This is a genomic window from Streptomyces sp. 5K101 (assembly GCF_046506645.1).
In the GTDB taxonomy this organism is placed as follows: Bacteria; Actinomycetota; Actinomycetes; order Streptomycetales; family Streptomycetaceae; genus Streptomyces.
In genome coordinates this window covers 13,979-26,641 of record NZ_JBKFFO010000017.1, presented here as the reverse complement: position 1 = coordinate 26,641, position 12,663 = coordinate 13,979, and the positions used below count along the sequence as shown (strand labels likewise).

The window sequence follows — 12,663 nt, the reverse complement described above, 5'->3', positions numbered from 1 at the left end:
CGCGACGTCGCTCGCAGCGGGCCTTGTACCGGCAACCGCCTCGGCGTCCCCCACCGTGGTGGCACAGCCCGCTGACCAGGTCGTGGCCGTGGACTGCTTCATGGAGGGGCAGGTGCGCCCGAGCGAGTTCCTGATCGCCTGCGGGGACGGCAACAGTGTGCTGACCGAACTCAACTGGTCGTCGTGGGGGCCGACGTCCGCCGTGGCCACCGGCCTGAACGCGGTCAACGACTGCAAGCCCGACTGCGCCGCGGGCACGTTCCACTCGTACCCCGTGGACGTCAGGTTCGAGCGCCCGGAGGTGTGGGAGAGGAACCCCGATCAGCAGCGGTACGGGCAGCTCCGCCTCACCTTCCCCGACAACAGGCCCGAGTACCTGCCGCCCGAGGTGACGTACGAGTTGTGGGACTGACGGACGGCGAGGTGCGTTCCAGACACGGGGGAGCGGGGGCAGCGCCTGGTGATGCGAGCAACACGCTTGTGCCCGGCGCGAATCGCCGGGGAGCCGGAACTGCGTGCGTCCGGCGCGGTTCGGTAGCAGACTCGGCACGGACCGCGGTCGCAGGACCGTCGCCGGGGGCCGCGAAGGAGGGACATGCTCAGCACCGCCTACGTCACCGGTTCGCCGAACTGGATCGACCTCGGCACCCCCGACCTCGATGCCGCCGCCTTCTTCTACGGCAGGCTGTTCGGCTGGGAGTTCGCATCCGCGGGACCGGACGCGGGCGGCTACGGCATGTTCCGCCTCGACGGCAGGACCGTGGCCGCCGGCATGACCGTCCCCGCCGACCAGGCGCCCGCCGGCTGGAGCGTCTACTTCCAGACACCGGACCTCGACGCGACGGCCGAGGCGGTCGAGGGCAACGGCGGCACGGTGGCGTACGAGCCGATGGACGTCTTCGACCAGGGCCGTATGGCGGTCTTCAGTGACCCGTCGGGCGCCGGCTTCTCCGCCTGGCAGCCGCGGAAGAACAAGGGACTTGACGTCGTGGGCGACCCCGGCACGCTGTGCTGGCTCGAGTTGTACACCCCCGAGCCGGACTCCGCGCTCGCCTTCTACTCCACCGTCCTCGGGTGGGAGACGTCCACGATGCCGCTCCCGGACGGCAGCGGCGACTACACCCTGATCCGCCCGGGCGGCTCGGACCCGGAGGCGGCGTTCGCCGGAGCCGTACCGCTGACGGCGGACCCGTCGGAGAAGGACCTGGGCCCGTTCTGGCTGCCGTACTTCGAGGTCACCGACTGCGACGCGGCCGTGACCACGGCCCAGGAACTCGGCGGCGAGATCAGGATGCCCCCGGCCACGATGGAGGGCGTGGGCCGCTTCGCCCGGCTCGCGGACCCGGCGGGAGCGCGGTTCGCGGTGCTGCGGGGCCGGGAGCAGGGGTAGCGGGGTGCGCGGTTCACGGTGCTGCGGGGCCGAAAGCAGGGGGAGCGGGGGCCGTTGACGCGTCATTGATCGGCTGTTTATCACCACGGGGCAGGGTGATGCGCATGGCGATCAACACCATCACCGACCCGGAACTGGCCTGGCAGGAGACGGCCCTGTGCGCCCAGGCGGGCCCGGAGTTCTTCTTCCCGGCCCCCGGCTCCTCCACCCGCGAGGCGAAGCAGCTGTGCGGCGCGTGCGAGGGGCGGGTGGCGTGCCTGGAGTACGCGCTGACGCACGACGAGCGATTCGGGGTGTGGGGCGGCCTCTCGGAGAAGGAACGGCTCCGGCTCCGGCGGACCCGCGACCAGGCCGGCTAGCTGAATCACCCTCCACGACGCACAGCGCTTTCCACGTGCTCAGCATGTTCGCCGGACGCCCGGTGCCGGCCGCGGGCCTCGATCCCGTACGGCGGCGGAGCGGCGTCCCAGGAGCGCGTTTCCCGTTGCGCGCGGCATACAGGTGATGTTCGGCGTGTCCCGGCCTTCCGGTACGTCGGCCGACTGCACACCCTCTCCATGATGGCCCGGGATTTCCGACATCGGCCTTGCGGCTGGCATCAGGGAAAGAGGGTCATCTTGACGACCAGACGAAGTGTCCGTCGAGTCCTGCCACTTGTGCTGGTCGCACTCACGCTGGGCTTCGGCATGCCCGCGACGTCTCCGAGCGCCCAGGCGCGGGACCACGGGGACGCCGTGGTGGCCACCGACCACATCCGGCTGCCCGCGGCGAAGGCCGTGACGCCCAGGGGACACGCCGAGTCCGGGGACCGACGTCAGCCCCCGGGGCCGCTCCCCACCGACGCGGAAGCGTTGCGTGCCACGGCCCGAGAGCTTCCTGCGCTGCAGCGCCCGAGCGTCGGCGGCGCACGGTCATCCGCGCCCTTGGCGCCGCCCGCGGGTCAATTCGGCTTCGAGGGCCTCGACCAGGGCAGCACCGGCGTCCGGCCCCCGGACCCGCACGGCGCCGTCGGCCTGAACCACTTCGTGGAGGTCACCAACGGCGCGGGCATCGGCATCTTCAACAAGTCCAACGGTGCCAACGTGGTAACCGTGACGTTCGCCAGCTTCTTCAGCTACACGACGACGTTGATCTTCGATCCACGCGTCGTCTACGACAAGAAGTGGAACCGATGGGTCATCGTCGCCGAGGCGCTCCCCGAGCCGAGCAACCCCTCGGTCCAGTACGTCTTCGTCGCCGTGTCCACGACATCCGACCCGACCGGCTCGTACTTCCGCTACAGGTTCGACCTCCCGGAGGGCACCGACTTCTTCGACTTCCCACAGCTGGGCCTGGACCAGGACGCCGTGATCATCACGGGCAACGTCTTCAACGCGTCGCTCACCGCCTACCTCCGTACGCGTGCGCTGGCCTTCGCCAAGGCGGACCTCTACAACGGGCGCGCCACCACGTTCCCGTACTTCAACCTGGGGGCGGTGGGTACGGTGGCCCCTCCCATCGTGGAGGACAACAACGCCAATGCCGTCCTCCTTGCGGCCAGCCCCTCCGGTGCCCTGAGGCTGTTCCGGGCCACGGGCCTGGGCCGGAGCAACGCGAGCATCGCCGCGCCGGTGAATGTGCCGGTGCCGGCGTACGCCCTGCCTCCGGACGCGCGCCAGCCCGGAGTCCCCGACCGGCTCGACACGCTGGACGCCCGTTTCCAGAACGCCAGCACACAGATCGGCAACCAGCTGCTCAACGTCCACACCATCGCGGTCTCCTCGCGCCCGAGGCCGAAGTGGTACCAGATCAACACCAGTACCAACGCCCTGACCGCGTCCGGGTTCGTCTTCGAGACGTCCGACTCGGACGACTTCAACCCCGCGGTGGCCGGCTCCCCGGTCGGCGGCACCGCCGCCAACCCCATCGGACGCATGTTCTTCACCTGGTCGTCGACCGACGTGGTGGGCTCCGGCCAGCACCACGCCGCGGCCAAGGGCAGCGGACGGTTCGCGACCGATCCCACGACCGTCACGGGAGGCGTGACCTTCGCGGTGGCGGCCGGCCCCTACAACCCGTCGTCGGCCGCCGTCGAGCGCTGGGGCGACTACTCGGCGGTCACCATCGATCCTGTCGCCGTCAGCGGCTGTCCGGTCGGCCAGCGTGCCTGGCTCGTGAACGAGCGGCACGTGAGCACGACCATGTGGGGGTCGCGGATCGGACGTCTCGGTTACTGCTAGGCGAAAAGAGACCGGACCGCCATGCGAGGCGGAGGGGCGCTGTGTCGCCCCTCCGCCTTTGCTCTTGCCCGTCAGCCGCGGCGGGTGGCACAGGCGCTCCTACAGTGGAGGTCGAGGAGGAGCACTGTGCGTTCCCGTCTCCTGACCGTGCCCGCCGCCGCATCGCTGATCACGATGGCGGCACTCGCCTCCTGCGAGGACTCGCCGCACCAGGACCCGGGCACCGGGCCGAGGGGCGCCCGGTCGGGCGTGGCGGGTGTCGTCGTCCTGTGGCCGGTGTGCCCCGTCGAGGGAGCCCCGGAGCAGCGCCAGGACGACTGCCGGGGCGAACCGACCAAGGCGACCGTGCACATACGCGACCGCACCACGGACGACGTTGCCGCGACGGCGCGCGCGGGGCAGGACGGCCGCTTCCGGGTCACTTTGCGCCCCAGCGAGTACACCGTGACAGCCGAGGTTGCCGGAACGGCGGTCTGCAAGCCGATCGACGTCACCGTGCGTCCCGGCATGTACGCGGACGTGACGGTCAGGTGCGACACAGGTCTGCGCTGACGGGGCGCAGGACACCGTGTGATCCGGTCGAACCGCGGGCCTCTGGCGCCGCGGTTCCGGGGGAGAGCGCGTGGTGGGACCGGGCCCGCGCGCCCGGGCCGGCCGCCCCCGGCGTCACCTGCCGGCGCGGGCCGCCATGCGGGCCTTGCGGGCCGCGAGCTTCTCGTCGAACTTCCGCGCCTCGGAGTCCAGCCCGCCCATGTACAGGCCGAGCTCCTCCTGGGCCTTGAGGCCCTCGGGACCCAGGCCGTCGATCTCCATGATCTTCAGGAAGCGGAGCACCGGCTGGAGGACGTCGTCGTGGTGGATGCGCAGGTTGTAGATCTCGCCGATCGCCATCTGCGCGGCCGCGCGCTCGAAGCCGGGCATGCCGTGTCCGGGCATCCGGAAGTTGACCACGACGTCGCGGACAGCCTGCATGGTCAGGTCGGGGGCGATCTCGAAGGCCGCGCTCAGCAGGTTGCGGTAGAAGACCATGTGCAGGTTCTCGTCGGTCGCGATACGCGCCAGCATCCGGTCGCAGACGGGGTCGCCCGACTGGTGGCCGGTGTTGCGGTGCGAGACGCGGGTCGCGAGCTCCTGGAAGGCGACGTAGGCGACGGAGTGCAGCATCGAGTGGCGGTTGTCCGACTCGAAGCCCTCCGCCATGTGCGCCATGCGGAACTGCTCCAGCTTGTCCGGGTCGACCGCGCGCGAGGTGAGCAGGTAGTCGCGCATGACGATGCCGTGCCGGCCCTCCTCCGCGGTCCAGCGGTGCACCCAGGTGCCCCATGCCCCGTCGCGGCCGAAGAGGGTGGCGATCTCGTGGTGGTAGCTGGGGAGGTTGTCCTCGGTCAGCAGGTTCACCACCAGCGCGATCCGACCGATGTCGGTGACCTTGGACTGGTCCGGCTCCCAGGCCTCCCCGTCCTCGAAGAAGCCGGGGAAGTTCCGGCCGTCGCCGAAGGGCACGTACTCGTGCGGCATCCAGTCCTTGGCGACCTTGAGGTGGCGATTGAGCTCCTTCTCCACGACCTCTTCGAGCGCGTACAGCAGCCGGGCGTCGGTCCACGCTTCCGAACTGCCGAGGTGGGGAGAGGTGATCGTCACGAGTGCTCCTGGGGACGGGAGAGGTACCTACGGACTCGTAGGTTACGAAACCGTAGGTTAAGTGCGCGATAAGCCCTCGTCCAAGCCCGGATCCGCAATGGGCCCTTACGTTCGGTTATGTGGCCAGGTAGCACGGCGAGGAGGGGTCGGAGAGAGAGGAACATCACCTTCCGCTCCGGCCCCAGGGCCCCACCGCGCCGTCCTCAGCCGGCCGGGAACACCTCCGCCCCCAGCTCGTCGGCCGAGATGTCCCGCAGCCCGTCGCGGTCCAGCAGCAGCCGGCGCGAGACGCCGATCGCCTCGAGGAACGCCACGTCGTGACTCGCCACGATCAGCGCGCCCTCGTACGACTCCAGCGCCGCCGTCAGCCGCCGCACACTGGCCATGTCGAGGTTGTTCGTCGGCTCGTCCAGCATGAGCAGCTGCGGCGCGGGCTCGGCCAGCAGCAGGGCGGCGAGGGCGGCCCGGAAACGCTCACCGCCCGACAGCGTGCCGGCCGGCTGGTCGGCCGGCGCCCCGCGGAACAGGAAGCGCGCGAGCTTGGCCCGGATCGCGTTGTTCGTCGCGCCCGGCGCGAAGCGGGCCACGTTCTCGACCACGCTCAGTCCGTCGTCGAGCAGATCGAGGCGTTGCGGCAGGAAACGCATCGGAACCTCCGCGACCGCCTCGCCGGCGACCGGCGCGAGCTCCCCGATGATGGTGCGCAGCAGCGTCGTCTTGCCCGCGCCGTTGCGCCCGACCAGGGCGATCCGCTCGGGCCCGCGCACCTCCAGCTCGCCGGGGATCTGTGCGCCGTATCGCAGACGCAGCCCGCTCAACCGCAGCACTCCGCGCCCGGGGTGGACGATGGTGTGCGGCAGTTCGATGCGGATCTCGTCGTCGTCGCGCACGGCCTCCACGGCCTCGTCGAGGCGTTCCCGCGCCTCCGCGAGCCGCTCCGTGTGCATGATGCGGTGCTTGCCGGCCGACTCCTGGGCGGCGCGCTTGCGGGCCCCCATCACGATCTTGGGCTCGCGCTTGCTGTCCCACATCTTCTGGCCGTACCGCTTGCGGCGCGCCAACTTCACCTGCAGCTCGGCCAGTTCGCGCTTCTGCCGTTGTACGTCGGCCGCCGCCACGCGCACCATCCGCTCGGCCGCCTCCTGTTCGACGGCGAGCGCCTTCTCGTACGCGGTGAAGTTGCCGCCGTACCAGCTCACCTCGCCGTCGCGCAGGTCGGCGATCTGGTCGACACGTTCGAGCAGTTCGCGGTCGTGGCTGACGACGACCATGACCCCGGACCAGGCCGTGACCGCGTCGTAGAGCCTGCGGCGTGCGTACAGGTCGAGGTTGTTGGTCGGCTCGTCGAGCAGCAGGACGTCCGGGCGGGCCAGCAGCAGGGCCGCCAGCCGCAGCAGCACGCCCTCGCCGCCGGACACCTCGCCGATGGTGCGGTCCAGGCCGATGTGCCCGAGGCCGAGCTGGTCGAGTGCGGCGCGTGCGCGCTCCTCCGCGTCCCAGTCGTCGCCGACCGCGGTGAAGTGCTCCTCGCTCGGGTCGCCGCCCTCGATGGCGTGCAGCGCCGCGCGGGTCGCGGCGATGCCGAGCACCTCGTCGACCCGCAGTCCGGTGTCGAGGACCAGGTTCTGCGGCAGGTACCCGACCTCGCCGGCGACCCGGACGGTGCCGGAGAGGGGGACGAGGTCACCGGCGAGCAGCTTCAACAGGGTGGACTTCCCCGAGCCGTTGAGGCCGATCAGGCCCGTACGGCCGGAGCCGACGGCGAGCTGGAAGTCGTCGAACACCTGCGTGCCGTCCGGCCAGGCGAAGCCGAGGGAGGAACAGGTCAGGAAGCTTGGGGTGAGTGGCATATACGGGTCTCCGGTCGCATGGCAGGGGCGGGGGCAACGGGTGGAGACACCGGGACACGTGGCGACGGAGCCGTACGGGAACGAGAGGAGGTCCCGGTCGGGCGGAAAGGCGGACGGCAGAGCGTCGAGGTCGCACACGTGCGCGCGGGCAAAGCCCGGCCGCACGGTGTCTCGTGACCTCAGACGAGCAACGTCCTACTCCGATCGACGACTACAGAACCGTCGAACACGGTAGGTACCGGCCCGAGAGGCCGTCAAAGCATTTACGGGCGGCCGGGCGGCCCGGCGCTGATCCCGGAAACCGGCGAGGCGTCGATGCCGGAGACATGCGAGGCGTTGACGTCGGAAACCGGCCAGGCGTTGATGTCGGAAAACTGCCAGCCATGGGTCGGCAGACAGTGATGGAGTACGGGCATGACGAACCTCCGCGATCTCGCCCTCCGCTTCCACGCCCTGCACTCCACCGGTCGCCCGCTGCTGCTCCCCAACGCCTGGGACACGGCGAGCGCCCGGATCATCGAGGACGCGGGCGCCACCGCGATCGCCACCACCAGCGCCGGCGTCGCCTGGGACCTCGACGCCGCCGACGGCGACCGGCTGACGGGGACCGAGGCCCTCGCCCAGGTGGCGCGCATCGCCTCGGCCGTGGCCGTGCCGGTCTCGGCGGACATCGAGGGCGGCTACGCGCCCGACGCGGACGGCGTAGCCGCGACCGTACGCGCCGTGCTGAACGCGGGCGCCGTGGGCGTCAACATCGAGGACGGGCCGCGGCCGGCCGACGAGCACGTCCGCCGCATCGCGGCGGCACGGGCCGCCGCCGACGCGGCGGACGTCCCGCTCTTCGTCAACGCACGCATCGACGTCTACCTCGCGGGAGTCGGCGCGGAGGCGGACCGGCTCGACGAGACGCTCCGGCGGGCCGCGGCCTGCGTCGCCGCCGGAGCGGACGGGATCTTCGTACCGGGCGTCGTCGAGCCGGCGATCGTGGAGGCGCTGGCCAAGGGGATCGACGCGCCGCTGAACGTGATGGCGGGCCCAGGCGCGCCCGACGCCACCGACTTGGGCCGGCTCGGGGCGGCGCGCGTCAGCGTCGGGTCGGGGATCGCCCAGGCCGCCCACGCCGTGGTGCGCCGCGCCGCCGCCGAACTGCTGGAGAGGGGCACGTACACGGCGCTGACCGGCGGTGAGGACTACGGGCGGCTCAACGCCCTGATGGGCAAGCCCCGGAGCGATCGCTAGCCGGCACGGTCGGGTCAGCGGGCGTCGCGCAGCAGCTCGGCGACATCGTGGTCGAGGTCCAGGTGCAGATGCTCGCTGCCCGCCGGCACGAGGTTCTGCGCCCGGTCGAGGAAGCGGAGCAGCTCGGCGGTGCGGATGTGCACCATCGCGATGCCCTCGGCGGCGCGGAACTCCAGCACCGTGCGGTCGTAGCCGTACGGCCGTACGCGGACGTCGCCGACGCCGGCCGCCGCGCGGACGCCCTCGGCGAGCAGCTCGCGCGAGAACGCCCACGAGATGTCGGTGCCCTCCAGCGTTGCCGGAGCCGGGAAGTCGATGCGCACGGCGAAGGGGTCCCGGCGGTCGTAGTGCAGCGTCGCGGCAACCGACTCCGTACGGGGTGCGGAGGCGACGAGGCGGGCCTGCACGGCCTGCTCGATGACGGTGGACAAGGCCCGCTCCTTCGTGTGCGGCTCGGTGGGACAGCCCGGCCCGGGGCTCCCCGGCACCACGGAAGACGCCGGAGCAACGGAATCCGTGCATCCGGGGGCCGAGTGAGCTGTGTCACCGCCCCGGCCCCGGGCGGTGCGGCGTCTCGCACTCTGGACGCCACTGTGCCCGTGGGCTAGCTTCCAGCGCCATGACGTCCAAGGGGAAGACGAGACGCATGATGTCGGTGGGGCTGTGCGTGGCTGCGGTTTCCGCAGCGGTCGCCGCACCGGCACAGGCGGCCCGGCCGGCCGCGGAGGCGGACGAGCGCCCGGCCGCGGCGACGCCCGCCTGGAAGCTGACGGACACCGGGACCGACGTGCGCTTCCGGGGTCTCGCGCCGGTCAGCCGCAAGGTGGCGTGGGTGGCGGGATCCAAGGGGACGGTACTGCGCACGAGGGACGGCGGCCGCAGCTGGCTCGACGTCTCGCCGCCCGGGGCGGGGGAGTTGGAGTTCCGGGACGTCGAGGCGTTCGACGCCCGCCGGGCCGTCGTCCTCGCCATCGGCGAGGGCGAGGCGTCCCGCGTCCTGCGCACCGACGACGGCGGCGAGACCTGGACCGAGTCGTTCCGCAACACCGATCCGCTGGCCTTCTACGACTGCATGACCTTCTTCGACCGCCGCCACGGACTCGCCATGAGCGACCCGGTCGACGGCACGTACCGGATCCTGTCCACCGGTGACGGCGGCCGGTCCTGGAAGGTGCTGCCGAGCGACGGCATGCCGGCCGCCCTGCCGGGTGAGGCCGGCTTCGCCGCGAGCGGCCAGTGCCTGGTCTCCTCCGGCCCGAAGGACGTCTGGCTGGCCACCGGGGGAGGCGCGACGGCCCGGGTCCTGCACTCCGCCGACCGCGGACTGAACTGGAGCGTCGCCGAGTCGACCGTGCCGGCCGGGGACCCGGCGCGGGGAGTCTTCGCCCTCGCCTTCCGCGACCGCGAGCAGGGCATCGCCGTCGGCGGCGACTACCGCAGCGGCCAGGCATCGCCCCGGGCCGCGGCCGTCACGGCGGACGGCGGGCGCACCTGGCGCCAGGCGGCGGCACCGCCGCCCGCGTACCGCTCGGGCGTCGCCTGGCTGCCGCACTCGAGGTCCGCCGCCCTGGCCGTCGGCCCGACCGGTACGGACCTCACGGTCGACGGCGGCCGCACCTGGCGCACCGTGGACCGCGGATCTTTCGACACCGTCGACTGCACGCCCGACTTCGGGTGCTGGGCGTCGGGCGAGAAGGGCCGGGTCGCGCGCCTGGAGTTCTGACCGGGCGCGGCTACGAGGGCAACTGCTGCCGGTACGGGGCGAGTTCCGGAGCGGTCTTGGTCGCGATGAACTCCGTGATCCGGTAGGTGCACACGTCGCCCATGACGAAGGGGTCGGCCGCGGCGATCTGCTCGATCCGCTCGCGGTCGTCCCCGACGGCGAGGATCACGCCGCCGTCGCGCGGGTTCTTGCGCCCGGAGGCGATGAACACGCCCTCCTCGTACCACGCGTCCAGCCACTCGACGTGTGCGTCGAGAAGCTCCTCGACGCGTTCGACGGGAGCGGTATAGGTCAATTCCATGACGAACATGATCGCCAGGTTACCGGGGGGCGGCATAGGCTGATCGCACCATGGAGATCGTCGACATTCCCGCGGGCTGGCCCGAGACCGAGGAGGCGGCCCTGGCCGTCCAGGACGAGCTGCGCACGCGCGTCGTCCTCGACGAGGCCGGGCCGCCGCCCGGCACGGGACCGGTGACCGGTGTCGACGTGGCGTACGACGACGAGCGCGACATCGTGGCCGCGGCGGCCGTCGTCCTCGACGCCGCGACCCTGGAGGTCGTCGCGCGGTCGACGGCGATCGGCCGGGTCTCGTTCCCCTACGTCCCGGGGCTGCTCGCCTTCCGCGAGATCCCGACGGTGCTGGCCGCGCTGGAGTCCCTGCCGGTGGCACCCGGGCTGGTCGTCTGCGACGGCTACGGCCGCGCCCATCCGCGGCGCTTCGGGCTCGCGAGCCACCTCGGGGTGATGACGGGGCTGCCGGTGATCGGGGTCGCGAAGAACCCGTTCGTCTTCTCGCACGGCGAACTGGGCGAGCGGCGCGGGGACTTCGCGCCGCTGCGCGCCGAGGACGGCGAGGAGGTGGGGCGGGCGCTGCGGACGCAGCCGGGTGTGAAGCCGGTGTACGTCTCGGTCGGCCACCGGGTGACGCTGGATGCGGCGTGCGCGCATGTGCTGGGGCTGGCGCCGCGCTTCCGCGTCCCGGAGACGACGCGCCACGCGGACGCGCTGTGCCGCGCGGCGCTGCGAGAGGCGACGTCCCGGTAACGCATGGGCTCCGCTGCGCGGGGCGTTTTCCCCTACCCGCCCCTTCCCGAACCGGGGGCTCCACCCCCGGGCCCCCGCGCCTCCATCTCCCCCTACGGCCTGGCGGCCGTGGGTGGGGGTTCCCCCCGCGAAGCCAAGGGGAGTGCCCCCAGCGAGGCTGGATTTCGCTGAGCGAAATCAGCCCGGCCGGCGTTTGAGGCCACCGCGCGAAGCGCGGTTCGGGGTCTGGGGCGAAGCCCCGGTTACGGGAAGGGGCGGAGTGGGGGCAAGCCCGCGCAGCGGTCCCCACCTACCGCACCGATGCCACCCGGAACCGCACACCCCGCACCCGCAGCCGGTCCGTCAGCGCGTCGCCCATCGCCACCGCCGTCGTCAGCTGGCCCGCGGCGGCCGGCAGTTCGTCGAAGGCCAGACAGAGCGCCGACTCCGCCAGTATCTTCGCCGTCTCGTCGTACCCGGGGTCCCCGCCCGACACCTCAGTGAACACGCGGCGGCCACCGCCCTCACCGACGAAGCGGACCGAGAACCAGCTCTTCGCGCGGCGCTGCGCGCTCGGGCCGTCGCCGGGCGCGTAGCGGGTCATCAGCCACCGGCGCGCCGCCGGGACCTGGGCGAGGGCGAAGCAAGCGCCCACCGCCGCCGGGCCGCCGAGCGCCACCGGCAGCGACGCGACCGACGCGTAATGCCGGTAGCGGAAGTCGGGGCCGTAACGCTCCAGCGCCCGCGCCGAACGCGCCACGATCTGCCGGTCGATCGTCGGCAGCGGCAGCGCCCACGCGCCCGTGTCCCGGTTGAAGTGCGGCGCCCCCAGCGGCGCGCGGGCGCGCCGCCCGACCAGGCGCGGCTCGTGCAGCCGGCGCTCGTGCGCGGCGCGCAGCGTCTCGCGGCCGCGTGCCATCGCGGTGAGCGCCGAGGCCATGGTCCCGCCGGAGAACATCGCGTGGGAGCTGACGAACCCGTCGACCGTCAGCGGCACCCCCTCGGGCAGCTGCCGCACGGTGAAGAGGGCGCCCAGGTCGTGCGGGACCGAGTCGAAGCCGCACGCGTGGACGAGGCGAGCGCCGGTCTCGCGGGCGCGCGCGTCGTGGTGTACGAACACCGCGTCCACGAACTCCGGCTCGCCCGTCAGGTCCGCGTAGTCCGTACCGGCCTCGGCGCACGCGGCCACCAGGGCCTCGCCGTACAGGACGTAGGGTCCGACGGTCGTCGCGACGACGCGCGCCGACTCGGCCAGTTCGCGCAGCGCGCGGGGGTCGTCCGCGTCGGCCTCGACCAGGGGGAGGCCGGCGCACGCGGGGTCGATCACGGCGAGGCGCTCGCGCAGCCGCTCGAGCTTCGCCCGGCTGCGGCCCGCGATCGCCCACCGGCAGTCGGCCGGCGCGTACCGCGCCAGGTACTCGGCGGTGAGCTGCCCGACGAATCCGGTCGCCCCGAAGAGCACGATGTCGTACGGGCGCTGCGCGCGACCGGTCCCGTTCTGGCTGTCCAATGGCTCCTCCACCGTGGGGGCTGTGCGGCGGATCAGGGCCCGGGGCCAGAACGCCGTTGTCGGTG

General features: G+C 72.4%; 14 protein-coding genes. 8 read left to right on the top strand and 6 right to left on the bottom strand.

The genetic code is table 11. From position 1 onward, the window contains the following. Positions 1–58 precede the first annotated feature (58 nt). The 5 genes from ACLB9X_RS27305 (at position 59) to ACLB9X_RS27285 (ending at position 4,161) form a co-directional block, all read left to right on the top strand. Positions 59–412, top strand: coding sequence for a hypothetical protein (locus ACLB9X_RS27305; RefSeq protein ID WP_410363070.1), 354 nt, complete (start codon positions 59–61; stop codon positions 410–412). A 183-nt stretch (positions 413–595) separates the two neighbouring features. Next, positions 596–1,390 carry a VOC family protein gene (locus ACLB9X_RS27300; protein ID WP_410363069.1) on the top strand — a complete coding sequence of 265 codons (795 nt, stop codon included), beginning with the start codon at positions 596–598 and terminating at the stop codon, positions 1,388–1,390. A gap of 104 nt (positions 1,391–1,494) precedes the next feature. Next, positions 1,495–1,749, top strand: a complete 255-nt coding sequence (locus tag ACLB9X_RS27295; protein WP_410363068.1) for a WhiB family transcriptional regulator — start codon at positions 1,495–1,497, stop codon at positions 1,747–1,749. A gap of 297 nt (positions 1,750–2,046) precedes the next feature. Next, positions 2,047–3,609 (top strand): hypothetical protein, encoded by a 1,563-nt coding sequence (locus ACLB9X_RS27290; protein ID WP_410363067.1) that lies wholly within the window; start codon positions 2,047–2,049, stop codon positions 3,607–3,609. A 126-nt stretch (positions 3,610–3,735) separates the two neighbouring features. Continuing rightward, entirely contained in the window at positions 3,736–4,161 is a 426-nt protein-coding gene (locus ACLB9X_RS27285) for a carboxypeptidase-like regulatory domain-containing protein (protein ID WP_410363066.1), read from the top strand. 114 nt (positions 4,162–4,275) lie between these two features. Here ACLB9X_RS27285 and ACLB9X_RS27280 read toward each other — a convergent pair whose 3' ends face one another. The 3 genes from ACLB9X_RS27280 to ACLB9X_RS27270 form a co-directional block, all read right to left on the bottom strand. Further along, positions 4,276–5,250 carry an acyl-ACP desaturase gene (locus tag ACLB9X_RS27280; RefSeq protein ID WP_410363065.1) on the bottom strand — a complete coding sequence of 325 codons (975 nt, stop codon included), beginning with the start codon at positions 5,248–5,250 and terminating at the stop codon, positions 4,276–4,278. Between the two features lie 203 nt (positions 5,251–5,453). Next, positions 5,454–7,100, bottom strand: a complete 1,647-nt coding sequence (locus ACLB9X_RS27275; RefSeq protein WP_410363064.1) for an ABC-F family ATP-binding cassette domain-containing protein — start codon at positions 7,098–7,100, stop codon at positions 5,454–5,456. A gap of 263 nt (positions 7,101–7,363) precedes the next feature. Then, positions 7,364–7,516, bottom strand: coding sequence for a hypothetical protein (locus ACLB9X_RS27270; RefSeq protein ID WP_410363063.1), 153 nt, complete (start codon positions 7,514–7,516; stop codon positions 7,364–7,366). Here ACLB9X_RS27270 and ACLB9X_RS27265 point away from each other — a divergent pair. Beyond that, complete coding sequence (locus tag ACLB9X_RS27265) at positions 7,515–8,339, top strand: isocitrate lyase/phosphoenolpyruvate mutase family protein (RefSeq protein WP_410363062.1); 825 nt, start codon at positions 7,515–7,517, stop codon at positions 8,337–8,339. The genes ACLB9X_RS27270 and ACLB9X_RS27265 overlap by 2 nt on opposite strands. A 14-nt stretch (positions 8,340–8,353) precedes the next feature. Here the strand turns inward: ACLB9X_RS27265 and ACLB9X_RS27260 are convergent, their stop codons facing one another. After that, positions 8,354–8,770 carry an SsgA family sporulation/cell division regulator gene (locus ACLB9X_RS27260; protein WP_410363061.1) on the bottom strand — a complete coding sequence of 139 codons (417 nt, stop codon included), beginning with the start codon at positions 8,768–8,770 and terminating at the stop codon, positions 8,354–8,356. 218 nt (positions 8,771–8,988) lie between these two features. Between ACLB9X_RS27260 and ACLB9X_RS27255 the strand changes: the two genes are divergently transcribed. After that, positions 8,989–10,062 carry a WD40/YVTN/BNR-like repeat-containing protein gene (locus ACLB9X_RS27255; RefSeq protein ID WP_410363141.1) on the top strand — a complete coding sequence of 358 codons (1,074 nt, stop codon included), beginning with the start codon at positions 8,989–8,991 and terminating at the stop codon, positions 10,060–10,062. Positions 10,063–10,072: 10 nt separating this feature from the next. Here the strand turns inward: ACLB9X_RS27255 and ACLB9X_RS27250 are convergent, their stop codons facing one another. Beyond that, the gene (locus tag ACLB9X_RS27250) at positions 10,073–10,372 is read right to left on the bottom strand and encodes a YciI family protein (protein ID WP_410363060.1); all 300 of its coding nucleotides are present in this window, start codon (positions 10,370–10,372) and stop codon (positions 10,073–10,075) included. Between the two features lie 41 nt (positions 10,373–10,413). On the opposite strand from ACLB9X_RS27250, the gene ACLB9X_RS27245 reads away from it, so the two are divergent. Continuing rightward, positions 10,414–11,109, top strand: coding sequence for an endonuclease V (locus ACLB9X_RS27245; RefSeq protein WP_410363059.1), 696 nt, complete (start codon positions 10,414–10,416; stop codon positions 11,107–11,109). Between the two features lie 289 nt (positions 11,110–11,398). Here the strand turns inward: ACLB9X_RS27245 and ACLB9X_RS27240 are convergent, their stop codons facing one another. After that, complete coding sequence (locus ACLB9X_RS27240; RefSeq protein WP_410363058.1) at positions 11,399–12,598, bottom strand: saccharopine dehydrogenase family protein; 1,200 nt, start codon at positions 12,596–12,598, stop codon at positions 11,399–11,401. Positions 12,599–12,663 lie beyond the last annotated feature (65 nt).